24 protein-coding genes are annotated in these 24702 nt (G+C 65.7%); 11 read left to right on the top strand and 13 right to left on the bottom strand.

The window, feature by feature from the left end; genetic code table 11:
- Positions 1 to 17: 17 nt before the first annotated feature.
- The 6 genes from rodA to ACVWZ5_RS16920 are packed head-to-tail and all read right to left on the bottom strand — an operon-like array spanning position 18 to position 5958.
- A complete protein-coding gene (gene rodA, locus ACVWZ5_RS16895) occupies positions 18 to 1121 on the bottom strand; it encodes a rod shape-determining protein RodA (protein ID WP_062575787.1) in 1104 nt (367 codons plus the stop codon).
- A 38-nt stretch (positions 1122 to 1159) separates the two neighbouring features.
- Entirely contained in the window at positions 1160 to 3058 is a 1899-nt protein-coding gene (mrdA, locus tag ACVWZ5_RS16900; RefSeq protein ID WP_062575305.1) for a penicillin-binding protein 2, read from the bottom strand.
- A gap of 17 nt (positions 3059 to 3075) precedes the next feature.
- The gene (gene rlmH / locus ACVWZ5_RS16905; RefSeq protein ID WP_023631106.1) at positions 3076 to 3543 is read right to left on the bottom strand and encodes a 23S rRNA (pseudouridine(1915)-N(3))-methyltransferase RlmH; all 468 of its coding nucleotides are present in this window, start codon (positions 3541 to 3543) and stop codon (positions 3076 to 3078) included.
- A gap of 9 nt (positions 3544 to 3552) precedes the next feature.
- On the bottom strand, positions 3553 to 3981 hold the full coding sequence (gene rsfS, locus ACVWZ5_RS16910; protein WP_062575306.1) for a ribosome silencing factor: 429 nt from the start codon (positions 3979 to 3981) through the stop codon (positions 3553 to 3555).
- Between the two features lie 44 nt (positions 3982 to 4025).
- Complete coding sequence (nadD, locus tag ACVWZ5_RS16915; RefSeq protein WP_062575307.1) at positions 4026 to 4685, bottom strand: nicotinate-nucleotide adenylyltransferase; 660 nt, start codon at positions 4683 to 4685, stop codon at positions 4026 to 4028.
- A gap of 1 nt (position 4686) precedes the next feature.
- A complete protein-coding gene (locus ACVWZ5_RS16920; protein ID WP_096049261.1) occupies positions 4687 to 5958 on the bottom strand; it encodes a glutamate-5-semialdehyde dehydrogenase in 1272 nt (423 codons plus the stop codon).
- 296 nt (positions 5959 to 6254) lie between these two features.
- Here ACVWZ5_RS16920 and ACVWZ5_RS16925 point away from each other — a divergent pair, with 296 nt between their 5' ends.
- Both ACVWZ5_RS16925 and ACVWZ5_RS16930 read left to right on the top strand, forming a co-directional pair.
- Positions 6255 to 6947, top strand: coding sequence for a DNA-3-methyladenine glycosylase (locus ACVWZ5_RS16925; RefSeq protein ID WP_084941833.1), 693 nt, complete (start codon positions 6255 to 6257; stop codon positions 6945 to 6947).
- A gap of 3 nt (positions 6948 to 6950) precedes the next feature.
- Positions 6951 to 8267: a bifunctional DedA family/phosphatase PAP2 family protein gene (locus ACVWZ5_RS16930; RefSeq protein ID WP_084941832.1), complete on the top strand. Its 1317-nt coding sequence runs from the start codon at positions 6951 to 6953 to the stop codon at positions 8265 to 8267.
- A gap of 35 nt (positions 8268 to 8302) precedes the next feature.
- Here the strand turns inward: ACVWZ5_RS16930 and ACVWZ5_RS16935 are convergent, their stop codons facing one another.
- Genes ACVWZ5_RS16935 through ACVWZ5_RS16945 form a run of 3 tightly spaced genes read right to left on the bottom strand, consistent with a single transcriptional unit; the run spans position 8303 to position 9978 of the window.
- Positions 8303 to 8893, bottom strand: coding sequence for an LON peptidase substrate-binding domain-containing protein (locus tag ACVWZ5_RS16935; RefSeq protein ID WP_028690380.1), 591 nt, complete (start codon positions 8891 to 8893; stop codon positions 8303 to 8305).
- Positions 8894 to 8902: 9 nt separating this feature from the next.
- The gene (locus ACVWZ5_RS16940) at positions 8903 to 9619 is read right to left on the bottom strand and encodes an LrgB family protein (protein ID WP_028690379.1); all 717 of its coding nucleotides are present in this window, start codon (positions 9617 to 9619) and stop codon (positions 8903 to 8905) included.
- Entirely contained in the window at positions 9616 to 9978 is a 363-nt protein-coding gene (locus tag ACVWZ5_RS16945; protein ID WP_028690378.1) for a CidA/LrgA family protein, read from the bottom strand. The genes ACVWZ5_RS16940 and ACVWZ5_RS16945 overlap by 4 nt, the downstream gene beginning before the upstream one ends.
- Before the next feature lie 151 nt (positions 9979 to 10129).
- Between ACVWZ5_RS16945 and ACVWZ5_RS16950 the strand changes: the two genes are divergently transcribed.
- From ACVWZ5_RS16950 to ACVWZ5_RS16960, 3 genes are all read left to right on the top strand, one after another.
- Complete coding sequence (locus tag ACVWZ5_RS16950; RefSeq protein WP_028690377.1) at positions 10130 to 10585, top strand: MaoC family dehydratase; 456 nt, start codon at positions 10130 to 10132, stop codon at positions 10583 to 10585.
- An 88-nt stretch (positions 10586 to 10673) separates the two neighbouring features.
- Entirely contained in the window at positions 10674 to 12407 is a 1734-nt protein-coding gene (locus ACVWZ5_RS16955) for a C13 family peptidase (RefSeq protein ID WP_062575310.1), read from the top strand.
- Positions 12408 to 12434: 27 nt separating this feature from the next.
- Positions 12435 to 13079 carry an oxidoreductase gene (locus ACVWZ5_RS16960; protein WP_028690375.1) on the top strand — a complete coding sequence of 215 codons (645 nt, stop codon included), beginning with the start codon at positions 12435 to 12437 and terminating at the stop codon, positions 13077 to 13079.
- Between the two features lie 64 nt (positions 13080 to 13143).
- Here the strand turns inward: ACVWZ5_RS16960 and ACVWZ5_RS16965 are convergent, their stop codons facing one another.
- From ACVWZ5_RS16965 to ACVWZ5_RS16980, 4 genes are all read right to left on the bottom strand, one after another.
- Positions 13144 to 13431: a YceK/YidQ family lipoprotein gene (locus tag ACVWZ5_RS16965; protein ID WP_062575311.1), complete on the bottom strand. Its 288-nt coding sequence runs from the start codon at positions 13429 to 13431 to the stop codon at positions 13144 to 13146.
- Complete coding sequence (gene ubiX, locus ACVWZ5_RS16970; RefSeq protein ID WP_084941830.1) at positions 13428 to 14057, bottom strand: flavin prenyltransferase UbiX; 630 nt, start codon at positions 14055 to 14057, stop codon at positions 13428 to 13430. Before ubiX ends, ACVWZ5_RS16965 begins: the two co-directional genes overlap by 4 nt.
- Positions 14054 to 15403 (bottom strand): UDP-N-acetylmuramate:L-alanyl-gamma-D-glutamyl-meso-diaminopimelate ligase, encoded by a 1350-nt coding sequence (gene mpl / locus ACVWZ5_RS16975; RefSeq protein ID WP_050707141.1) that lies wholly within the window; start codon positions 15401 to 15403, stop codon positions 14054 to 14056. Before mpl ends, ubiX begins: the two co-directional genes overlap by 4 nt.
- A 66-nt stretch (positions 15404 to 15469) precedes the next feature.
- Positions 15470 to 17446: a sigma-54-dependent Fis family transcriptional regulator gene (locus tag ACVWZ5_RS16980; protein ID WP_084941829.1), complete on the bottom strand. Its 1977-nt coding sequence runs from the start codon at positions 17444 to 17446 to the stop codon at positions 15470 to 15472.
- Positions 17447 to 17713: 267 nt separating this feature from the next.
- Between ACVWZ5_RS16980 and exaC the strand changes: the two genes are divergently transcribed.
- The 6 genes from exaC (at position 17714) to ACVWZ5_RS17010 (ending at position 24696) form a co-directional block, all read left to right on the top strand.
- Positions 17714 to 19234 (top strand): acetaldehyde dehydrogenase ExaC, encoded by a 1521-nt coding sequence (gene exaC / locus ACVWZ5_RS16985; protein ID WP_050707143.1) that lies wholly within the window; start codon positions 17714 to 17716, stop codon positions 19232 to 19234.
- 182 nt (positions 19235 to 19416) lie between these two features.
- Positions 19417 to 20865 (top strand): ethanolamine permease, encoded by a 1449-nt coding sequence (gene eat / locus ACVWZ5_RS16990; RefSeq protein WP_084941828.1) that lies wholly within the window; start codon positions 19417 to 19419, stop codon positions 20863 to 20865.
- Between the two features lie 49 nt (positions 20866 to 20914).
- On the top strand, positions 20915 to 22309 hold the full coding sequence (locus ACVWZ5_RS16995; RefSeq protein ID WP_062575315.1) for an ethanolamine ammonia-lyase subunit EutB: 1395 nt from the start codon (positions 20915 to 20917) through the stop codon (positions 22307 to 22309).
- 8 nt (positions 22310 to 22317) lie between these two features.
- Positions 22318 to 23136, top strand: a complete 819-nt coding sequence (eutC, locus tag ACVWZ5_RS17000; RefSeq protein WP_062575788.1) for an ethanolamine ammonia-lyase subunit EutC — start codon at positions 22318 to 22320, stop codon at positions 23134 to 23136.
- Positions 23137 to 23243: 107 nt separating this feature from the next.
- Positions 23244 to 23702 (top strand): GNAT family N-acetyltransferase, encoded by a 459-nt coding sequence (locus ACVWZ5_RS17005; RefSeq protein ID WP_028690317.1) that lies wholly within the window; start codon positions 23244 to 23246, stop codon positions 23700 to 23702.
- A 346-nt stretch (positions 23703 to 24048) separates the two neighbouring features.
- The gene (locus ACVWZ5_RS17010) at positions 24049 to 24696 is read left to right on the top strand and encodes a DedA family protein (RefSeq protein WP_062575316.1); all 648 of its coding nucleotides are present in this window, start codon (positions 24049 to 24051) and stop codon (positions 24694 to 24696) included.
- Positions 24697 to 24702: the final 6 nt, after the last annotated feature.

Genomic DNA, 24702 nt, shown 5'->3' on the forward strand with positions numbered 1-24702 from the left:
GAAATTCTTCACCTTTTTCAAACCTGTGCAATCCACTTGCGGTGCGTATGGATCGACATGAGAACGCCAAACGCTGACAGCAGCGTCACCAACGAAGTTCCGCCATAGCTGATGAAGGGCAGCGGCACGCCCACCACGGGCAGGAGGCCGCTGACCATACCGATATTGACGAACACATAAACGAAGAAGGTCATGGTCAGGCTGCCCGCGAGCAGCTTGCCGAACAGGGTCTGGGCCTGGGCCGTGATCATCAGCCCGCGGCCAATCAGCAGGATGTAGATCAGCAGCAGCAGACAGATGCCGACCAGGCCGAACTCCTCGCCGAGCACGGCGATGATGAAGTCTGTATGGCTTTCCGGCAGGAAGTCCAGGTGCGACTGGGTGCCCAGCAGCCAGCCCTTGCCGAACACCCCGCCCGAACCGATCGCCGCCTTGGACTGGATGATGTTCCAGCCGGTGCCCAGCGGGTCGCTTTCCGGGTCGAGGAAGGTCAGTACGCGCTGCTTCTGGTAGTCGTGCATGACGAAGAACCACATCGCCACCGCCACCGGCACCGCCGCAGCGATCACGCTGACGATCCAGCGCCAGCGCAGCCCGCCCATGAACAGCACGAAAGCGCCGGAGGCGAGGATCAGCAGCGCCGTGCCCAGGTCCGGCTGGCGCACGATGAGGATGAACGGCACACCAATCAGGACCAGGCTGATCGCCACATGCTTGAGGTGCGGCGGCAAGGTGCGCTTGGACAGGTACCAGGCGATGGTCGCCGGCATGATGATCTTCATGAATTCCGAGGGTTGGAAGCGGATCACCCCGGGAATGTTGATCCAGCGCGTCGCACCCATGGCGTTGTGGCCCATGACGTCCACCACGATCAGCAGGAACACCCCGGCCAGGTAGGCCAGCGGCACCCAGCGCGCCATGAAACGCGGCTCGAGCTGGGCGATGATGAACATCGACACCAGGCCGATGCCGAACGAGCTGGCCTGCTTCATCAACAGGTCCCAGTTCTTGCCGCTGGCCGAATACAGCACGAACAGGCTGCCGGCGGCGAGCGTCAGCAGGATGAGCAGCAAGGGGCCGTCGATATGAATGCGCTGCAGGAAGCTGGCGCGCCTGCGCATCACGTCCTCGCTGGAGAGCATGCGGTCGAAGTTGTTCTTCACGGGGCCGATTCCTGGGCGACTGTGGCGGGGGCGAACTCAGGCTTGAGCCGGCCGTTCTCGTCAAGCAGCCAGGCATCCATGACCTGGCGCACCACGGGGGCGGCGACGCCGGAGCCGGACTCGCCGTTCTCGACCATCACCGAGACCACAATCCGCGGATCGTCGGCCGGGGCAAAGGCGACGAACAGCGCATGGTCGCGGTGGCGTTCCTGGAGTTTGTTGCGGTCGTACTTCTCACCCTGCTTGATCGCCACCACCTGAGCAGTACCGCTCTTGCCGGCGATGCGGTACTGCGAGCCAATGGCGGCCTTGCGAGCGGTGCCGCGGGTGCCGTGCATCACCTGCTCCATGCCGTGAGTGACCTTGGCCCAGTCCGACTTGTCGCGCAGGACGATGTTTTCCATGGGGTTCTCGTCCACCGGAGGCTGGCCTTCGATGGTCTTGGCCAGGTGTGGACGGTTCCACACGCCTTTGTTGGCAATCAGCGCGGTGGCCTGGGCCAACTGCAGCGGCGTGGTCTGCATATAGCCCTGGCCGATGCCGAGGATCAGGGTTTCGCCGGGGAACCAGGCTTGGCGGCGGGTGGCGCGCTTCCATTCACGGGAAGGCATCAACCCGGGCGACTCTTCGAACATGTCCAGGGCGACCTTCTGCCCGATACCGAACTTGTTCATGTAGCTGGACAACCGATCGATCCCCATCTTGTGTGCAAGATCGTAGAAGTACGTGTCGTTTGACCGCATGATCGCCACATCCAGATCGACCCAGCCATCGCCGGTGCGGTTCCAGTTGCGGTATTTGTGATCGTAGTTGGGCAGTTGGTAGTAGCCCGGGTCGAACACCCGGCTGCCCGCCGTCACCACGCCGCTGTCGAGACCGGCGATCGCCACCGCCGGCTTGATGGTCGAGCCTGGCGGGTAGAGGCCGCGCAGCACGCGGTTGAACAATGGCCGGTCGATCGAATCGCGCAGTTCGGCGTAAGCCTTGAAGCCGATGCCGGTGACGAACAGGTTGGGGTCGAAGCTCGGCTGGCTGACCATGGCCAGCACTTCGCCGGTGCGCGGATCGAGGGCGACGATGGCGCCACGGCGCCCGCCCAACGCTTGCTCGGCGGCCTCCTGCAACTTGATGTCCAGGCTCAGGACGATGTCCTTGCCAGGCTTCGGGTCGGTGCGCTTGAGCACTCGCAGCACGCGGCCACGGGCGTTGGTCTCGACTTCCTCGTAGCCCACCTGGCCATGCAACTCGTCTTCGTAGAAGCGTTCGATGCCGGTCTTGCCGATGTGGTGGGTGCCGCTGTAGTTCACCGGGTCGAGGGTCTTGAGTTCCTTCTCGTTGATCCGTCCGACATAGCCCACCGAATGGGCGAAATGCGCGCCCTGGGGATAATGGCGAACCAGTTGCGCCGCCACTTCCACGCCGGGCAAACGGAACTGGTTGACCGCGATGCGGGCAATCTGCTCCTCGTTCAACTCGAACAGGATCGGCACCGGCTCGAATGGCCGACGCCCCTGCTTCATGCGCTTTTCGAACAGGGCACGGTCGTCGGGGGTGAGCTCGAGCACTTCGACGATCACATCCAGCACGTCCTGCCACTTGCCGGCGTTGCCGGCGCGCTCGCGGGTCATCACCAGGCTGAAGCTGGGGCGGTTGTCCGCCACCACCACACCGTTACGGTCGAAGATCAGCCCTCGGGTCGGCGGGATCGGCTGCACATGCACCCGGTTGTTCTCCGACAGCGTCGAGTGATAGTCGTACTGGATGACCTGCAGGTAATACAGCCGGGCGATCAGCACGCAGACGAGCAGTACCACCGCCACGGCGCCCACGACAACGCGGTTGCGCACCAGGCGGGCGTCTTTCTCGTGGTCCTTGAGGCGGATCTGCTGCGGCATCGGACAGGCTTACAGGTTCATTTGTGGTAGGGATGCCCGGACAACACGGTCCAGGCGCGGTAGATCTGCTCGCCGATGAGTATCCTTACCAACGGGTGCGGCAACGTCAGCGGCGACAGCGACCAGCGCTGTTCGCTGCGCGCGCAGACCTCCGGCGCCAGCCCCTCCGGGCCGCCCACCATCAGGTTGACCGTGCGCGCATCCAGGCGCCAACGGTCCAGCTCGCCCGCCAGTTGCTCGGTACTCCAGGGCTTGCCATGGACCTCGAGGGTGACGATGCGTTCTCCAGGCTGCACCTTGCTCAGCATCGCCTCGCCCTCCTGACGGATCAGGCGGGCGACATCGGCATTCTTGCCGCGGGTGTTCAGCGGGATTTCAACCAGCTCCAGCGCAAGCTCCGGGGGCAGGCGCTTGGCATACTCATGCCAGCCTTCCTCGACCCACTTGGGCATGCGCGAGCCGACCGCGATCAGACGCAGACGCACGGCGCGACCTTATTCCCGGTCCTTGAGCTTGTCGGAATAGTCGTGGGTGTTTTCCGGGCTGTGGTGCTTGCCATCGGCGGCACGGCTCTGCTCGGCACCCAGCCACAGGCGCTCCAGGTCGTAGAACTGGCGGGCGGCGGCGGTCATCATGTGCACGATGACGTCGTTCAGGTCCAGCAACACCCAGTCGCTGTCGCCCTTGCCTTCTTCGCCCAGCGGCTGCGCGCCCTTGGCCTTGACCGCTTCGCGGACCTTTTCCAGCATCGCGTTGATCTGGCGGTTGGAGGTACCGGTGGCGATGATCATGTAGTCGGTCAGGCTGTGCTTTTCACGCACGTCGATGACCTGGATGTCCTGGGCCTTGACGTCTTCCAGTGCGGCCTTGGTCAGCTCGACCAGTTCTTCGCCACTGATGCCATTGATTTTCTGCTTGGTCATATAAAACTCGTTCAACTCATTGAATGAGGCGCCCGCGGGCGCCGTCAGTTGGACGCACGATACAGATCGTGCGCCTCGATGTAGGCCAGTACTGCGTCCGGCACCAGGAACCGCACCGACTTGCCGCTGGCCAGCAGCTGTCGGATTTGCGTGGCGGACACCGCGAGCGGGGTCTGCCAGACGAACGAAATGTGCCCCGCCGGGCCGGACATGGCGGTGGGATCGCTCTCCGAGCGCGCCGCCAGCAGGTTGCGCAACTCGTCAGGGGGTTCGACATCGGCATCCGGGCGCTGCAGCACCAGGATATGACAGTGTTGCAGCAGCTCTTCCCAACGATGCCAGCTGGGCAGTCCGCAGAACGCGTCCCAGCCCAGCACCAGGAACAGCTGGTCGTGCGCGTTCAATTCAGAGCGGATCGATTCGAGCGTGTCGATGGTGTACGACGGCTTGTCGCGGGCCAGCTCACGGGCATCGACACTCAGGCATTCAACCCCGGCCACCGCGCCGCGCACCATGGCCAGGCGGTCCTGGGCCGACACCTGCGGCGTGTCGCGGTGCGGCGGACGGGCGTTGGGTAGCAGGCGCAGTTCGTCCAGGCGCATGAACTCGGCCACCTCCAGCGCACTGCGCAGGTGGCCGATATGCACCGGGTCGAAGGTACCGCCGAGAATGCCGACGCGCCGGACTGCCACAGCGTTGCTCAACTCAGCACGACTCCTGGCCGCGCAGCTGCCCGTCACCGATCACCACGTACTTCTCGCAGGTCAGGCCTTCCAGGCCGACCGGGCCACGTGCGTGCAGCTTGTCGGTGGAGATGCCGATCTCCGCGCCCAGGCCGTACTCGAAGCCATCGGCGAAGCAGGTCGGGGTGTTGAGCATGACCGATGCCGAGTCGACTTCGGCGATGAAACGCCGGGATTGCCCCTGGTGCTCGGTGATGATCGCGTCGGTGTGGTGCGAACCGTAGTGGTTGATGTGCTCGATGGCCTGCTCCAGACCGTCGACAACGCGGATCGACAGGATCGCGTCGAGGTATTCGGTGTGCCAGTCGTCTTCGCTGGCAGGCTTGGCGTCGATGATCGCGCGGGTGCGCTCGCAGCCGCGCAGCTCGACGCCTTTGTCGTGGAAGCGGCGGGCCATTTCCGGCAGGAAGCGCTCGGCCACGGCCTGGTCCACCAGCAGGGTTTCCATGGCGCCGCAGATGCCGTAGCGGTAGGTCTTGGCGTTGAAAGCCACGCGCCAGGCCTTGTCCAGGTCGGCGTGGGCATCGACGAAGACATGGCAGATGCCGTCCAGGTGCTTGATCACCGGCACCCGGGCATCGCGGCTGATGCGTTCGATCAGGCCACGGCCGCCGCGCGGGACGATCACATCGACGAACTCCGGCATGCTGATCAGCGCGCCCACGGCCTCGCGGTCGGTGGTCTCGACCACCTGCACCACCGCCGGCGGCAGGCCGGCCTCGGCGAGGCCGCGCTGGATGCAGGCGGCGATGGCGCGGTTGGAGTGGATGGCTTCGGAGCCGCCGCGCAGGATGGTGGCATTGCCTGACTTCAGGCACAGGCTGGCGGCGTCGATGGTCACGTTGGGGCGCGACTCGTAGATGATGCCGATGACACCCAGCGGCACGCGCATCTTGCCGACCTGGATGCCCGACGGACGGTAGCTCATGTCGCGGATGGCGCCGACCGGATCCGGCAGGCTGGCCACCTGGCGCAGGCCGGTGATCATGCCGTCGATGCGTGCGGGGGTGAGTGCCAGGCGGTCGAGCAGCGCCGGCTCCAGGCCGTTCTTGCGACCGTTGGCCAGGTCCTGTTCGTTGGCTGCGGTGAGCGCGTCGCGGGCCGCGTCGAGGGCGTCGGCGGCGGCCTGCAGGGCGCGGTTCTTCTGCGCGGTGCTGGCACGGCCGATCACCCGCGAGGCCTCACGGGCGGCGCGACCCAGGCGGGTCATGTAGTCAAGAACGGACTCGGTCATGGGCTCGATGTCTTGGCAAAGGGGAAATCGGCTGATTATAACTGGAGCGCTCGGGTACGCCCAGCGGCGGGTGGCGGATGGTAGAAAATGCTGGAAGGAATGTGTAGGAAAGATGTAACCACCCGTATCGAAAAATACCTCAACCCCAGCAAGGGGAAAGCCGGCGCCCACGCCCTTTGGGGCATGCAGCCCGATATGCGCAAGCGGAAATGCCCTGCCATCGCGTCAATCTGATTCAGTCTCGATTAAGCCATTCATTGCTATCATCGCCGCCTTCACAACCACGAACCGTGCGTATGTCCGCTCCAGCACCCTGCCCGGCCCGGGCCTTGCCCGACAGCTTCTTCGACCGCGATGCCCAGACCCTCGCCCGCGAGCTGCTGGGCAAGGTCATTCGCCATCGCCAAGGCGATCTCTGGCTGGCGGCGCGGATCATCGAGACCGAGGCCTACTACCTGACCGACAAGGGTAGCCACGCCTCCCTGGGCTTCACCGAGAAGCGCAAGGCGCTGTTCCTCGACGGCGGGCACATCTACATGTACTACGCCCGTGGCGGCGACTCGCTGAACTTCAGCGCCCACGGCCCAGGCAACGCGGTGCTGATCAAGTCCGCCTACCCGTGGACCGACACCATGTCCGACGCCAACAGCCTGGCCCGGATGCAACTGAACAACCCCGACACCAGCGGCAACCTGCGGCCCCCCGAACGCCTGTGCAACGGCCAGACTCTGCTGTGCCGGGCCATGGGCCTGAAGGTGCCGCACTGGGACGCCCGGCGCTTCGACCCCGAGCGCCTGTATGTCGAGGACTGCGGCATCCCGGTGCCAAGGGTGATCCAGACCACCCGCCTGGGCATCCCCCACGGTCGCGACGAACACCTGCCCTACCGTTTCGTCGATGCCGACTACGCGCGCTTCTGCACCCGAAACCCGCTGCGCCGCGGCCAGGTCGAAGGGAAAGACTTCTTCATGCTCGAACAAGGAAACTGAACCATGGGCCAATGGCTGGACAGCCTGACCGCCTGGCTTGGCGCCAACCCGCAGTGGCTGGGCCTGGCCATCTTCATCGTGGCCTGCGTTGAATGCCTGGCCATCGCCGGCATCATCGTGCCCGGCACCGTGCTGCTGTTCGCCGTCGCCGTGCTGGCCGGCAGCGGTGCCTTCAGCCTCGGCGAGACGTTGCTGCTGGGCTTCCTCGGCGGCGTGCTGGGCGATGCGATCTCCTATGGCATCGGCAAGTACTTCCACCAGAACATCCGCCGCCTGCCGCTGCTGCGCAGCCACCCGCAGTGGATCGGCAGCGCCGAGGCGTACTTCCAGCGCTACGGCATCGCCAGCCTGCTGGTCGGCCGCTTCATCGGCCCGCTACGGCCGATGCTGCCGATGGTTGCCGGCATGTTCGACATGCCACTGCCGCGCTTCATCGCCGTGAGCCTGGTGGCCGGCGCCGGCTGGTCGGTGGCCTACCTGCTGCCGGGCTGGGCCACCGGCGCGGCCATGCGCCTGCCACTGCCGGAAGGGTTCTGGCTGGACGCCGGAATCGTCGTCGGCACCCTGGCGGTACTGATCGGCCTGAGCCTGAGCACCAGCATCCGCGACCAGCGCCATGGCACCCGCCTGATCGCCGCCCTCAGCGGCCTGGCCGTGGCCGCGTTGTTCATCGGCTGGCCATACCTGAGCGAGTTCGACCAGGGCGTGATGACCCTGGTCCAGGAACACCGCAGCCAGGTCATCGACGGCGCCGTGGTGCTGGTCACCCGCCTGGGCGACTTCCGTACCCAGTTTTTCCTGGGCGGCCTGCTCACCGGCCTGCTGCTGCTGGCCCGGCAATGGCGCCATGCCTTGTTCGCCGGGGCGACGCTGATCGGCACCGCCGCCGCCAACGGCACCTTGAAATGGCTGTTCGCCCGCGCCCGCCCCGAAGTGCTGGTCGATCCGCTGACCAGCTACAGCATGCCCAGCGGCCACAGCTCGGCGTCCTTCGCCTTCTTCCTGGTGCTGGCGGTACTGGCCGGTCGCGGGCAGCCACCGCGCATGCGCCTGACCTGGGTCATGCTGGGCTGCCTGCCGGCACTGGCGATCGCCTTGTCGCGGGTGTACCTCGGGGCGCACTGGCCGACCGACATCCTGGCCGGGGCACTGCTGGCGTGCTGCGTGTGCGCGGCAAGCCTGACCCTAGTGCAGCATCGCCAGCCGCTGGTGGCGCTGCCGCAACGGGTGTGGTGGCTGGTGCTGCCGGCCTGCGTCGCGTTGCTGGCGTTCTTTGCCCTGCATGCACTGCCAAAGGCGTTGTTGCGTTACCAGTACTGATGCACTCGCGAGGTGTTGGAGCGGGCCTGGGCAGCTCAGGCGAACAACTCGCCCTGGATCCGCTCGAGCAGCGCCTGGATCGCCTCCAGCCTCAGCTGTGGCGAATCGATGGCCAGCAGGTCGAGCTTGTCCTCTTCCATGAACGGCAGCAGGTACGCCAGCTGGTTGCCCAGCGACTGGCGCCCGTCCACGTCGCGCGGCATGTCCAGCGCCTCGACCATCGGGTGCTCGCCCAACGCCAGCAGCAAGGCCAGCAGGTCGTCGTCCTGCTCCACCAACGGACTGTCCGGCAGGTCCGCGAGCCATTGCACCTCGGCGAGCATCAGCTGGTCCTTCTGCACCTCGGTCTGCTCGACACGAAACCGCCGCACGCCCTCGACGCGAATACCCAGCAGGCCGTTGTCCTGCTGCACGAAATCGCGGATCAGCGCCTCGCAGCCGAGCGAGGCCACCACCGGCGGTGCCTTGCCCACCTGCTCGCCTTCAAGGATGCACACCACGCCGAAACCGGCGCCCTGCTTCATGCAGCGGCCGATCATGTCCAGGTAGCGCGCCTCGAAGATCTGCAGGTCGAGCAGGCAACCGGGGAACAGCACGGTATTGAGGGGAAACAGCGGTAACGTCATCTCGACTCCTCAAGCCACCAGGCTGACCGCCAACGGCAGGAACACCGCCGTGGCCACCCCCATCAGGCTCATCGCCAGCGCGGCGAAGGCGCCGCATTCATCACTTTCCTGCAAGGCCACCGAAGTGCCCACCGCATGGGCGGTCACCCCCAGCGCCATGCCTCGCGCCTCGGGACTGAGCACGCCGCATCGGGTCAACAGCGCCGGGCCGAAGATCGCACCGATAACCCCGGTGATCAGCACGAACACCGCGGCCAGGGCCGCCACACCACCGATCTGCTCGGCCACCAGCATGGCGATCGGCGAAGTGACCGATTTCGGCGCCATGGTCATCAGGATCATGTGTTCGGCACCGAACCACCACCCCAGCGCCAGGCACGCCACGGTGGCGAACAGGCCTCCGACTACCAGCGTAGTAAATGTCGGCCAGAACAGCTGCCGAATGCGCCGCAGGTTGAGGTAGAGCGGTACCGCCAGGGCCACGGTGGCCGGCCCCAGGAGGATGTTCATGATCTCGGTGCTCTTGCGGTATTCGGCGTAGTCGATGCCGCAGGCCAGGAGGATACCGATCACTACCAGCATCGACACCAGCACCGGTTGCAGGAAGATCCAGCGGGTCTTCTCGTAGCCCGCCAGCACCAGCTGGTAGGCGGCCAACGTGATGCCGATGCCGAACAACGGATGATGGATGACCGCCTCGAGCGCGCCGTGCCAGTCGAGGATCATGGCTGCTCCTCGCGCTTGCCCTGGCGGTGGATCAGCTTCTGCATCAGCACGCCGACGAACACCAGGGTCAGCAGGCAGGAGATCAGCAAGGCCCCGACGATGGCCCAGAAGTCGGCGGCGATGTCCCTGGCGTAGACCATCACCCCCACCGCCGGCGGCACCAGCAGCAGCGGCAGGTAGCGCAACAGGCTGCCAGCGGCCTCGTTGAGCGGCTCGCCAACCTCGCCACGGGTCATCAGGAAGGCCATCAACAACAACAGGCCGATGATGGGCCCGGGCAGGATGGGCAGCAACAGGTGGTTGATCGCCGTTCCCAGCAACTGGAACAGCACCAGCCAGGTCAAACCACGCAACAGCATATGGACCTCCCTCAGAGCATGGCGGCCATTATAAGCACGCTAAGCAACTGCCTATAAGGCGATATTCGGCGAAAAGCAGTCAACTTGACTGAAACGGTTCGCCGTGCTGATCTTGCACAGTCGTACCAAATGACAATCTGGAGATGTCGCGATGCCCTATGTACCCGTTACAGAGCTTTCGCAGTACGTTGGCAAGGAACTGGGACGTTCCGCCTGGCTGAAGATCGATCAGCAACGCATCAACCTGTTCGCCGAGGCCACTGGCGATTTCCAGTTCATCCATGTCGATCCCGAAAAGGCGAAGAAAACGCCGTTCGGTACCACCATCGCCCATGGTTTCCTCACCCTGTCGCTGATCCCCAAGCTGATGGAAGACATCCTCGTGCTGCCCGAAGGGCTGAAGATGGTGGTCAACTACGGCCTGGACAGCGTGCGCTTCATTCAGCCGGTGAAGGTCGACAGCCAGGTACGACTGAAGGTCGACCTGACCGACGCCACCGAGAAGAAACCGGGGCAGTGGCTGCTCAAGGCCACCGTCACCCTCGAGATCGAAGGCGAAGAAAAACCCGCCTACATCGCCGAACCGCTGTCGCTCTGCTTCGTTTGATGCGCCCCTGGGGCCGCCACGCGGCCCCGATTCACGCACCCGCGCGTTCTGCGGCATACTCGGCGCATCGATTGCCGCGGAACCCGCCATGCGCCCCCTGCTTCCCCTGACCTTGATCCTGTTGCTTGCCGCCTGCGGCGAAGGTGAACCGTTGTCGCCTCCGGACGCCCGGCTGCCCGACGGCGGCCGCTACCGCGGCCAGGTGGTCGATGGCCTGCTGCAAGGCGAGGGACGCATCGACTACCCCAACGGCAGCTGGTATGCCGGCACCTTCAAGGACGGCCAGTGGCATGGCCAGGGCGAATGGCATGGCAGCAACGGCGAGGTCTATCGCGGCCAGTTCAGTGCAGGCCTGTTCCAGGGACTGGGCGACCTGACCACCCCCGGAAGCCATTATGCAGGCACCTTCAAGCATGGCCGACGCGACGGCGAGGGCACGCTCAAGCAGAACGACCAGACCTACCGCGGCCAGTTCAAGGACGACCAGTACGAAGGCGCCGGCCAACTCGAACTGGCCGACGGCAGCCGCTACCAGGGCCTGTTCGCCAAGGGCAAGCCCAATGGCGCCGGGGTGCGCAGCGACGCCAGCGGCAACCAGTTCAGCGGCCACTTCATCGACGGGCAGTTGCAAGGCGCCGGCACCTACGACAGCGCCGATGGCGAGCAGTACATCGGCGAATTCAAGGACAACCGCCTCGAAGGCCGGGGGCGCTACGAGAGCGCCGACGGCGACGTCTGGATCGGCGACTTCAAGGATGGCTCACTGGTCGGCCAGGGCGAACTGCTGGGCAGCGACGGCAGCCGCTACAAGGGCGGTTTTCGCGACTGGCGCTTCGCCGGCAGCGGTACCTTGCAGCTGGCCGACGGCAGCCAGTACGTCGGCGGTTTCGCCGACGACACCTACCACGGTCGCGGCAAGCTGACCCACCCGGACGGACGGATCGAGAGCGGCACCTGGGTCAACGGCGTGCGCGTGCGCGATGCCCAGGGCAACCTGCTGCCCGACCCACTGGACCTGGCCTTGCTCAACCAGGGCAAGCTGCTGGCCGATGCCCTGGCCAAGGTGCCGGCGTCGGTGCCGCCGGTGCAGCTGTACAGCCTGGTGGTAGCCGGCGACGGCCAGCAGAGCGTATTCCTGCGCGAGGCCGACTATGTCAGCAACATGCTCAAGGTGCGCTTCGGCGCCCACGGCCAGGTGACCCTGGTCAACCATCGCGACCACCTGGCCGACCGCCCGATGGCCACCCGCGAGAACCTCACCCGTGCCGCCCGCACCCTGGCCGAGCGCAGCGGCCCCGAGGACCTGGTGTTCATCTACCTGACCAGCCATGGCAGCCATGACCACCAACTGGTCCTCGACCAGCCGCGCCTGCAACTGGCCGACCTCTCCGCGGACGAGCTGGCCAGCGCCCTGGCCCCGCTGAAAGACCGCGACAAGGTAATCGTCATCTCGGCCTGCTATTCGGGTGGCTACATCGCTCCGCTCAAGGACGACCGCACCCTGGTCATGACCGCCGCGCGCCCCGACCGGGTGTCGTTCGGCTGCTCAGAAGAAGCCGACTTCACCTATTTCGGCGACGCCCTGTTCGCCCAGGCGCTGAACCAGACTGACGACTTGAAACAGGCGTTTGAACTGGCGCGGCAAAGCGTTGCCGAAAGAGAACGAAGGGAGGGCTTCGAAGCCTCGGAGCCGCAGCTCTGGGCGCCGCCGGCAGTGATCAGCCACTGGCAGCGCCTGCGCCGCCAACAGGCCGAGCAAGCCCTGCGCAATGAAGCCCAGCCAGCTTCTGGGCAACGGGCAAAAACACCTGGCGCCCACTAAGCTGTGTAGTAACGAGGGAGAGACATCATGTACCTGACGCCTCAACATGTCCTGCTTGCCGGTGCCACGGGTCTGACGGGTGAACACCTGCTCGACCGCCTGCTCAACGAGCCCACCATCAGCCGCGTGCTGGCACCGACCCGCCGCCCCCTGGCCGAGCACCCGCACCTGGAAAACCCGGTGGGCGACCCGGCAGTGTTTCTCCCGCAACTGGCCGGCCGCGTCGATATCGCCTTCTGCTGCCTGGGCACCACGCTCAAGCAGGCCGGCTCGGAAAACGCCTTCCGCGCCGTCGACCTGGACATGGTCGTGGCCTTCAGCAAGCGTGCCCGCGAGATGGGCGCCCGCCACCTGCTGGTGATCAGCGCCTTGGGCGCCGATCCGAAATCGTCGGTTTTCTACAACCGGGTCAAGGGCGAGATGGAAGAGGCGCTCAAGCAGCAGGACTGGCCGCAGTTGACCATCGTGCGGCCTTCGCTGTTGCTGGGCGAGCGGATCGAGCCGCGTCTGGGTGAACGGATGGCGGCGCCCTTCGCCCGCCTGATACCGGGCAAGTACCGGGGCATCGAGGCCTGCACCCTGGCTCGGGCGTTGTGGCGTCTGGCGCTGGAAGAGGAAGACGGGATTCGGGTGGTTGAGTCCGACGAGCTGCGCAAGCTGGGGAAGAAATAGTCAATCTTGAACCACGCCAATCGCCTGCAAGCCGGCGATTGGGCTGCACAGCAGCCTTTGGCTATCAAAGACCGCCGGTGGCGTTAAAGCCCACCCCCGCTGCCGTCAACAAAGACAACGGCAGCAGCAAGGTATCCAGCAACGCACTGCCCGGCAGGTCCAGCCCCGGATAGTCCGGCGCTTCGGCGCCAAAGCGGTCCCGGGGACAACAACCGCCGTTGATCACGTACAGGTCCAGACGCGTCCCGGCATACACCACCGGCGCCCCCGGCTTGTTGGCGTCGAGAGTACGCACCGTGGCGCAGCCGCCGAGCTGGGCCAGTATCACCAGCCCCGCCAGCACCCGCTTCAATCATCGACCCCATAGTGATGCTCGCCCCAGCGCGGCAGCATGTCCTGCGGGATGTTCAGCAGGTTGAGGATGCGCGCCACAACGAAATCGACCAGGTCGTCGATGCTCTGCGGCTGGTGGTAGAACCCCGGTGCCGCCGGCAGGATCACCGCGCCCATCTGCGACAGCTTGAGCATGTTCTCCAGGTGGATGGTGGAGAACGGCGCCTCGCGCGGCACCAGGATCAATTGCCGACGCTCCTTGAGGGTCACGTCGGCGGCACGCTCGATCAGGTTGTTGCAGGCGCCCGTGGCGATCGCCGAAAGGGTGCCGGTGGAACAGGGCACCACCACCATCGCCGCCGGCGCGCCGGAGCCCGAGGCCACCGGCGACATCCAGTCTTCCTTGCCGTACACGCGGATTTGCCCGTCGGCCGCGCCGGTATACTCGGTGAGGAACGCCTGCATGGCCTGGGGCTTGGCCGGCAGCAGCACGTCGGTCTCGGTGGCCATCACCAGCTGCGCGGCCTTGGAGACGAGGAAGTGCACCTCGCGGTCCTCGCGCACCAGGCAGTCGAGCAGACGCAGGCCATACTGCGCCCCGGAGGCGCCGGTCATGGCCAGGGTGATGCGTTCCGGCCCGTTCACTTCAGCGCCTCGGCCAGCTTGCCGTGCAGGCCGCCGAAGCCGCCGTTGCTCATGATCACCACATGGGTGCCCGGGCGTGCCTGGCCCTTGATGCGCTCGATGATGGCTTCGAGGCTGTCGGCCACCACGCTCGGCACCTTGCACTGCGCGGCGGTGCCCGCCAGGTCCCAGCCCAGGTTGGGCGGCGCGTACCAGATCACCTGGTCGGCGTCGTTGACGCTTTCCGGCAGGCCATCGCGGTGGGCGCCGAGCTTCATGGAGTTGGAGCGTGGCTCGATCACCGCGATCACCGGCGCCTCGCCGACGCGCTTGCGCAGGCCGTCGAGGGTGGTGGCGATGGCGGTCGGGTGGTGAGCGAAGTCGTCATAGATGGTCACGCCCTGCACTTCGGCGACCTTCTCCATGCGCCGCTTGACGCTCTTGAACGCGCTCAGGCCTTCGATGCCCATGGCCGGCGCCACGCCGACATGACGGGCGGCGGCCAAGGTAGCCAGGGCGTTGGCGACGTTGTGCTGACCGGTCAGCGCCCAATCCACCACACCCTGTGCCTCACCGTCGAACAGCACCTCGAAACGCGAGCCGTCGGCGCTGAGCAGGCGCGCCTGCCATTGCCCGCCTTCGCCGGTGGTCTGCACCGGGGTCCAGCAGCCCATGCCGATGACCCGCTCCAGCGCCTGCTCGGTGGTCGGGTGGATGACCAGGCCTTCGCTGGGGATGGTGCGCACCAGGTGATGGAACTGCCGTTCGATGGACGCCAGGTCGGGGAAGATGTCCGCGTGATCGAACTCGAGGTTGTTGAGGATCGCGGTGCGCGGGTGGTAGTGGACGAACTTGGAGCGCTTGTCGAAGAAGGCGCTGTCGTATTCGTCGGCCTCGACCACGAAGAACGGCGTACCGCCCAGGCGCGCCGACACCGAGAAGTTCTGCGGCACGCCGCCGATCAGGAAGCCCGGGCTCATGCCAGCGTGTTCCAGGACCCAGGCCAGCATGCTGCTGGTGGTGGTCTTGCCATGGGTACCGGCCACGGCCAATACCCAGCGGCCCTGCAGCACATGGTCGGCCAGCCACTGCGGGCCGGAGACATAGGGCAGGCCCTTGTTCAGCACGTACTCCACCGCCGGGTTGCCCCGCGACATGGCGTTGCCGATCACCACCAGGTCAGGTGCCGGCTCCAGCTGGGCCGGGTCGTAGCCTTGGGTCAGCTCGATGCCCTGGGCCTCGAGCTGGGTGCTCATCGGGGGATAGACATTGGCGTCGGAGCCGGTGACGCGGTGGCCCAGCTCCTTGGCCAGCACGGCCAGCGAACCCATGAAAGTGCCGCAAATACCGAGAATATGAATGTGCATGATCGACCTCGCAAAACGTCGAGGCAGGGTAGCCCAGGGCGAGGGAAATCGCACTCGCTGTTTCGCTCAACCGGCCCTGGCGATGCCGTGTTTGCGCAGTTTTCGATACAAGGTATTGCGGCTGATGCCCAGATGCTCGGCGACGCGGGTCAGGTGCCAGCGGTTTGCCTCCAGTACGGCGAGCAGCGCATCGCGCTCGGCGTGTAGGAGCGGCCCTGTGTCGCGAAAGGGCTGCGCAGCAGCCCCGGCGATTTCAGCGACATGATCAGGATCCTGGGGCCGCTCTGCGGCCCTTTCGCGACACAAGGCCGCTCGTACAGAGGGCGCGCCATGGCGGACAATTGCCGGGAGATCGGAAAACTCGATATGCGCGCCTTCGCACAGCGCCACCAACGTACGCAGCACATTCCTCATCTGCCGCACGTTACCCGGCCAGTTGAAGTCCAGCAGCGCCTGGCGGGCGGGCGGGTCGAGAGTGATGGCCTGCCCCTCGGTCTCCTGCGCCAGCAGGAAGTCCAGCAACTGCGCCTTGTCGCTGCGCTCGCGCAGCGCCGGCAGGGCGACTTCCAGGCCATTGAGCCGGTAATAGAGGTCTTCGCGGAAACCGCCCTGCGCCACCCGTTCCAGCAGGTCACGGTGGGTGGCGCTGACGATCCGCACATCCACCGCCTGCGGCTCGCCGCCGATGGGCACCACCTGGCGCTCCTCGAGCACCCGCAACAGGCGGGTCTGCAGCGCCAGTGGCATGTCACCGATCTCGTCCAGCAACAAGGTGCCGCCATCGGCCTGCAGCAGCTTGCCGCGCATGCCCTCCTTGCGCGCGCCGGTGAAGCTGCCGCCGCGATAGCCGAACAGCTCGCTCTCGATCAGGCTCTCGGGAATCGACGCGCAGTTGATTGCCACGAACGGCTTGTGCCGACGCGAGCTGGCCTGGTGCACGGCCTGGGCGAAGGCCTCCTTGCCGCAGCCGGTCTCGCCGCGCAGCAGCAGGGGCACGTCGCGCTCGAACACCCGCACGGCACGACGAAAGTCCTCGCGCAGAGCCGGGTCGAGCAGGCAAATGCCGGGGGCACTGGCGCGGGGCAAGGCCACCGGCACCGACCACACCGGCACACGGGCCTGGCCGCGCAGGCTGGCGAACACCTGGCGGCCATCGCGGGTGTGCAGCGGCCAGGCGCTGCTGCCCTGGGGCGTGGCGCGGCTGAAAAGCTCGTCGTGGCTGCAGGCGAAGAACCTGTCCAGCGGCTTGCCCAGCACGCCGCCACGGATGGTGCCCAGCAGGTTCAAGGCGCTCTGGTTGGCGGCACAGATCCGCCCGTCGCCGTCAAAGGCCAGCAACCCTTCGCTGAACAGGCCGACCGACTCCGCCTGCAGGTGGAAGCGCAGCAACCACTGTTGCTCGAAATGACGCAGGAAATAGCAGCTTTCGATCATCTTCGCCGACAGGTTGACCAGGGCCATGGTGTGGAACTGGCTCTGGCGCGACACATCCGGCCGTGCCGACGATACGTCGAGCACCGCCAGCAGCTCGCCATGGGGGTCGAATACCGGGCTGGCCGAGCAGGTCAGGCCGGTGTGTCGGCCACGGAAATGTTCGTCCCGGTGAATGGTCAGGGCCTGGCGCTCGACCAGGCAGGTGCCGATGCCGTTGGTGCCCTCGCGGGCTTCGCTCCAGTCGGCGCCCAGCCACAGCCCGGCCCGCTCGAAGATGCGCCGCTCGCCAGGGGCGGTGACGCAGTTGAGGATCACCCCGCGGGCATCGGTCAGCAGCACCGCGTGACCGCTGCCGGACAGTTGCTGATGCAGGCTGTTCATCTCGTTGTCGGCGATCTGCAGTACCTGATGCAGGCGCTCGCGGCTCTCCAGCAGGCGGCCGTGCTCGAGCACCACCGGGGCCTGGGCCCGGGCCGGGTCGAGGTGGTAATCCTCAAGGCAGCGCAGCCAGGAGCGGGCGATCGACGGGTCGCTGCCCGGCCCGCTGGCCTGGCCGTGGGCGACCGTGAGCACTTGCTGGGCATGGCGACTGAACGGATTGCTCTGCATTTGTAGTTGTTCTCCGCAGATAGAGCGTGTTGCCAGCATCCTCCAGGCGGCAACGCTTTGCAATGCTGCACTGACCCTGTGGTCACAGGTTGTGTCGCAAACGGTACAAAGTGTCACCCAGGCCGTGCCGGCCCTGGCACAGGGCCGCGCCAGCCACTGCCCGATCTTGACCCAAGTCATTGATATACAAGGACCTCCAGGCGCTGGCCCGACCTTTGCTCTACGCTTGGACACTCCGCAACAATCACAACGACCAGGAGACACACCATGCGTTACGCACATCCCGGTACCGAGGGCGCGAAGGTTTCCTTCAAGAGCCGCTACGGCAACTACATCGGTGGTGAGTTCGTTCCTCCGGTAAAGGGTGAGTACTTCACCAACACCTCGCCGGTGAACGGCCAGCCGATCGCCGAGTTCCCCCGCTCCAGCGCCGAAGACATCGAAAAGGCCCTCGACGCCGCCCATGCCGCCGCCGACGCCTGGGGTCGCACCTCGGTGCAGGACCGCTCCAACGTCCTGCTGCGCATCGCCGACCGCATCGAGCAGAACCTCGAACTGCTGGCCATCACCGAGACCTGGGACAACGGCAAGCCGATCCGCGAAACCCTCAACGCAGATATCCCGCTGGCGGTCGATCACTTCCGCTACTTCGCCGGCTGCATCCGCGCCCAGGAAGGCGGCGCCGCCGAGATCAACGAAACCACCGTGGCCTACCACATCCACGAGCCACTGGGCGTGGTCGGGCAGATCATCCCGTGGAACTTCCCGCTGCTGATGGCCGCCTGGAAGCTGGCCCCGGCCCTGGCCGCCGGCAACTGCGTGGTGCTCAAGCCCGCCGAGCAGACGCCGCTGGGCATCACCGTGCTGCTGGAACTGATCGGCGACCTGCTGCCCAAGGGCGTGCTCAACGTGGTCCAAGGCTATGGCCGCGAGGCCGGTGAAGCCCTGGCCACCAGCAAGCGCATCGCCAAGATCGCCTTCACCGGCTCCACCCCGGTCGGCGCGCACATCATGAAATGCGCGGCCGAGAACATCATACCGTCCACCGTCGAGCTTGGTGGCAAGTCGCCCAACGTCTACTTCGAGGATATCATGCAGGCCGAGCCTGCGTTCATCGACAAGGCCGCCGAAGGCATGGTGCTGGCGTTCTTCAACCAGGGCGAGGTGTGCACCTGCCCGTCGCGCGCCCTGGTGCAGGAGTCGATCTACCCGCAGTTCATGGAAGTGGTGATGAAGAAGGTCCTGCAGATCAAGCGCGGCGACCCGCTGGATACCGACACCATGGTCGGCGCCCAGGCATCCCAGCAGCAGTTCGAGAAGATCCAGTCGTACCTGAAGATTGCCCAGGAAGAAGGCGCCGAGCTGCTGACCGGCGGCAAGGTGGAGCAGCTCGAAGGCGCGCTGGCCAGCGGGTACTACATCCAGCCGACCCTGCTCAAGGGCAACAACAAGATGCGCGTGTTCCAGGAAGAGATCTTCGGCCCTGTGGTCAGCGTCACCACCTTCAAGGACGAAGCCGAGGCCCTGGCCATCGCCAACGACACCGAGTTCGGCCTCGGTGCCGGCGTGTGGACCCGCGACATCAACCGCGCCTATCGCATGGGCCGTGGTATCAAGGCCGGCCGCGTGTGGACCAACTGCTACCACCTGTACCCGGCGCATGCCGCATTCGGTGGCTACAAGAAGTCCGGCGTCGGCCGTGAAACCCACAAGATGATGCTCGACCACTACCAGCAGACCAAGAACCTGCTGGTGAGCTACGACATCAACCCGCTGGGCTTCTTCTAAGCACGCAATCGCGGGGCAAGCCCGCTCCACGCCCCAACGTGGGAGCGGGCTTGCCCCGCGATGAGGCCCATCAGACCAGTGCGGCTCGCGTGCACGAACCGCTCTGGCCCGCTTCCTGCAAAACGAATCACCAGTGGCCGGCAGTCCCTCCGGCAACCTAAGAAAAACAACAGGTGAACCCTATGCCAAGCGATCATTCCGGCAGCGCGCCGGCGAGTTCCTCCGTCGACTTCGAAAAAGTCGGATCGGACTATTTCCAGCAACGTGAACTGAAAAAAGGCGCCGCCGGCTGGGTCCTGCTGGTGGGCCTGGGCGTGGCCTACGTGATCTCCGGCGACTACGCCGGGTGGAACTTCGGCCTGGCCCAGGGCGGCTGGGGCGGCATGTTCCTCGCCACCCTGCTGATGGCCACCATGTACCTGTGCATGTGCTTCTCCCTGGCGGAACTGTCGTCGATGATCCCCACCGCCGGCGGCGGCTACGGCTTCGCCCGCAGCGCTTTCGGCCCCTGGGGCGGCTTCCTCACCGGCACGGCGATCCTCATCGAGTACGCCATCGCCCCCGCGGCCATCGCCGTGTTCATCGGCGCCTACTGCCAGTCGCTGTTCGGCATCGGCGGCTGGATGATCTACCTGGCCTTCTACATCGTGTTCATCGGCATCCACATCTTCGGGGTGGGCGAGGCGCTGAAGCTGATGTTCATCATCACCGCCGTCGCCGCCATCGCCCTGGCGGTGTTCCTGATCGGCATGGTGCCCCATTTCGATGCAGCCAACCTGTTCGACATCGCCAAGACTGACGCAGTCGGTGCGAGCAGCTTCCTGCCGTTCGGCTATGTCGGCGTGTGGGCGGCCATTCCCTACGCAATCTGGTTCTTCCTCGCGGTCGAGGGCGTGCCGCTGGCCGCCGAAGAGACCAAGAACCCCAAACGCGACCTGCCCCGCGGCCTGATCGGCGCGATGCTGGTGCTGCTGGCCTTCGCCCTGCTGATCCTGGTGGTCGGCCCCGGCGGCGCCGGCTCCGAAGCCCTCAAGGCCTCCGGCAACCCGCTGGTCGAGGCACTGTCCAAGGCCTACGGCGGCTCCACCTGGATGGGCGGCTTCGTCAACCTGGTGGGCCTGGCCGGCCTGATCGCCAGCTTCTTCTCGATCATCTACGCCTATTCGCGGCAGATCTTCGCGCTTTCCCGTGCCGGCTACCTGCCGCGCAAGCTGTCGGAAACCAACAAGAGCAAGGCCCCGGTGCTGGCCCTGGTGATCCCCGGCATCATCGGCTTCGCCCTGTCGCTGACCGGCCAGGGCGACTTGCTGATCCTGGTGGCGGTGTTCGGCGCCACGCTGTCCTACGTACTGATGATGGCCGCGCACATCACCCTGCGTATCCGCCGCCCGAAAATGGAGCGTCCGTATCGCACGCCCGGCGGCATCTTCACCTCGAGCGTTGCCCTGGTGCTGGCCTGCATCGCCGTGGTCGCCGGGTTCCTGGTCGATCCAAGGGTGGTGATTGGCGCTGCAGTGATCTATGCAGTATTAATTGCCTACTTTGCTTTCTACAGCCGTCACCACCTGGTGGCCGGTACCCCGGAAGAGGAATTCGCCGCGATCCAGAAGGCCGAAGAGGCCCTGCACTGATTGCCGACTTGCGCCGCAGGCCAAGCCTGCGGCGCCCTGGAGATTCTGTATGGCAAGTTTCACCCATACGGTGGGCCACCAGGTCTACCGCTTCGACAGCCTCAAAGAGGTGATGGCCAAGGCCAGTCCGGCGCGCTCTGGCGACTACCTGGCAGGGGTCGCCGCCAGCAACGACGGCGAGCGGGTGGCGGCGCAGATGGCCCTGGCCAACATCCCGCTCAAGCACTTTCTCAACGAGGCGCTGATTCCCTATGAACAGGACGAAGTCACCCGCCTGATCATCGACACCCACGACGCACAAGCTTTCGCTCCGGTCAGCCACCTGACCGTCGGCGGGCTGCGCGACTGGCTGCTCAGCGAGCACGCCGACGAGCACAGCCTGCGCGCCCTGGCGCCGGGCCTGACGCCGGAAATGGCGGCGGCGGTGTCGAAGATCATGCGCGTGCAGGACCTGGTGCTGGCGGCGCAGAAAATCCGCGTGGTCACCGCCTTTCGCGGCACCATGGGGCTGCGCGGGCGGCTGTCGACGCGCCTGCAGCCCAACCACCCGACCGACGAGCCGGCCGGCATCGCCGCAAGCATCCTTGACGGCCTGCTGTACGGCAATGGCGATGCCATGATCGGCATCAACCCGGCCACCGACAGCATCGCCTCGATCTGCGCGCTGCTGGAGATGCTCGATGCGATCATCCAGCGCTACGACATTCCCACCCAATCCTGCGTGCTGACCCACGTCACCACCTCGATCGAGGCGATCAACCGTGGCATGCCGCTGGACCTGGTGTTCCAGTCCATCGCCGGCACCGAGGCGGCCAACGCCGGCTTCGGCATCAACCTCAACGTGCTTCAGGAGGGCTACGAGGCAGGCCTGTCGCTCAAGCGCGGCAAGGTCGGGCAGAACCTGATGTACTTCGAGACCGGCCAGGGCAGCGCGCTGTCGTCCAACGCGCACCATGGCGTCGACCAGCAGACCTGCGAGACCCGCGCCTACGCCGTGGCCCGCCACTTCAAGCCGTTCCTGGTCAACACCGTGGTTGGTTTCATCGGCCCGGAATACCTGTACAACGGCAAGCAGATCATCCGCGCCGGCCTCGAGGACCACTTCTGCGGCAAGCTGCTGGGCGTGCCGATGGGCTGCGACATCTGCTACACCAACCACGCCGAAGCCGACCAGGACGACATGGACACCCTGCTGACCCTGCTGGGGGTGGCCGGGATCAACTTCATCATGGGCATCCCCGGCTCTGACGACATCATGCTCAACTACCAGACCACCTCGTTCCACGACGCGCTTTACGCGCGCCAGACCCTGGGGCTGAAGCCCGGGCCGGAATTCGAGGCGTGGCTGGAGCGCACCGGCATCTTCACCCAGGCCGACGGCCGCATCCGCTTCGGCGACAACCTGCCGCCGGCCTTCCGCCAGGCCCTGGCGCAGCTTGCATAGGGATGACCATGGACCGACACACCCCGACCCCCGAGAACCCCTGGCTGGCCCTGCGCAACCTCACCCCGGCGCGCATCGCCCTCGGCCGCACCGGCATCAGCCTGCCCACCGGCGCCCAGCTCGATTTCCAGTTCGCCCATGCCCAGGCCCGCGATGCCGTGCACCTGCCGTTCGACCACGTCGGCCTGCGCCAGCAACTAGGCGAGCGCGGCCGCGACAGCCTGCTGCTGCACAGCGCTGCCTGCGACCGCCACCAGTACCTGCAACGCCCGGATCTTGGCCGGCGCCTGCATGAGGACTCGGCCCAGTGCCTGCGCGAGCACGCCCACGCCAACCCCGGCGGCGTCGACCTGGCGATCGTTGTCGCCGATGGCCTGTCGGCGCTGGCCGTGCACCGCCACACCCTGCCCTTCCTGAGCCGTTTCGAGGAGCAGGCCGCCGCCGATGGCTGGAGCAGCGCCCCGGTGATCCTGGTGGAGCAAGGCCGGGTCGCGGTGGCCGACGAAGTGGGCGAACTGCTTGGCGCGCGCATGACAGTCATGTTGATCGGCGAACGTCCAGGCCTGAGTTCACCCGACAGCCTGGGGCTGTACTTCACCTACGCACCCAAGGTCGGCCTGACCGATGCCTACCGCAACTGCATCTCCAACGTGCGCCTGGAGGGCCTGAGCTACGGCCTGGCCGCCCACCGCCTGCTGTACCTGATGCGCGAGGCGTGCAGGCGTCAGCTGTCGGGGGTGAATCTGAAGGACGAAGCGGAGGTCCACAGCATCGACAGTGAGGAATCCACCAGCAAAAACGGAAACTTCCTACTCGGCGAAGGGTAAAAAACATGTCACGGAAGGCGGATTGCGCTTCTAGCCTGCTTTAGGCAGCATGCCAGAGGACGCTGCAGGCAATCCGCCGTACCCCCAATGGACTCAGAGGCCCGCCCATGCGCATCATCCAGGCAACCTTGGAACACCTCGACCTGCTCACCCCTTTGTTCGTGAAATACCGTGAGTTCTATGGGCAACTGCCTTACCCGGACAGTTCGCGGGCCTTTCTCGAGAAGCGCCTCAAGCGCAAGGAGTCGATCATCTACCTGGCGCTGCCGGATGACGGCGACGACCGCCTGCTGGGCTTCTGCCAGCTGTATCCGAGCTTCTCCTCGCTGTCGCTCAAGCGCGTGTGGATCCTCAACGACATCTACGTGGCCGAGGACTCACGCCGCATGCTGGTCGCCGACAACCTGATGCGCGAGGCCAAGAAGATGGCCAAGCAATCCAACGCCGTGCGCATGCGCGTGTCCACCAGCAGCGACAACGAGGTGGCGCGCAAGACTTATGAATCCATGGGGTTTCGCAAGGACACCGAGTTCGAGAACTACATCCTGCCGATCAGTCAGGATTGATGCCTGGCGCTCTTGTGATCGCTGTGGGAGCGGCCTTGCGTCGCGATGGGCCGCACAGCGGCCCCGGCGATTTTGCATGGTTCGACATTTTGGGGCCGCTGCGCCCCCCATCGCGACGCAAGGCCGCTCCAGGAGCCGCGTTACAGCAGACTCGCCCATTGGAAGCACAATGACCCCGTCGTAACGCTCCGCTACAAACTCTCCGGGCACAATCCGGACTTCGCCGTATAATCCCCCTCCTGTCATGTGCGAAAAGTTACCCGCCTAGCCGGTAAACCGTCCCAAACCATGGCACTGTCCGTCATTGCGCGCCCGTAGAAGCGGGTCAAGAACACAGGTGCTGTACATGGATTTCAACCCGCTGGACCTCATCCTGCATCTCGATGCCTACCTCGACCTGCTGGTCAACAACTACGGTCCCTGGATCTACGCCATCCTCTTCGCCGTGATCTTCTGCGAGACCGGCCTGGTGGTCATGCCGTTCCTGCCGGGCGACTCGCTGCTGTTCATCGCCGGCGCCGTGGCCGCCGGTGGCGGCATGGATCCGGTGCTGCTGGCCGGCCTGCTGATGGCCGCGGCGATCCTCGGCGACAGCACCAACTACGTGATCGGGCGCACCGCAGGCGAACGCCTGTTCCGCAACCCCAACTCGAAGATCTTCCGCCAGGACTACCTGCAGCGCACCCACGAGTTCTACGAACGCCACGGCGGCAAGACCGTCACCCTGGCGCGCTTCCTGCCGATCCTGCGCACGTTCGCGCCGTTCGTCGCCGGCATCGCCCACATGCACTACCCGCGTTTCCTGGCGTTCAGCGTGGCCGGCTCGCTGCTGTGGGTCGGCGGCCTGGTGACCCTGGGCTACTTCTTCGGCAACGTGCCGTTCATCAAGCAGCACCTGTCGCTGATGGTGGTCGGCATCATCGTCCTGTCGCTGGTGCCGATGATCCTCGGCCTGCTGCGCGGTCGCTTCGGCCGCACGGCCAAGGCCCACTGACCGGCG

It is taken from the genome of Pseudomonas sp. TE6283, from assembly GCF_054060555.1.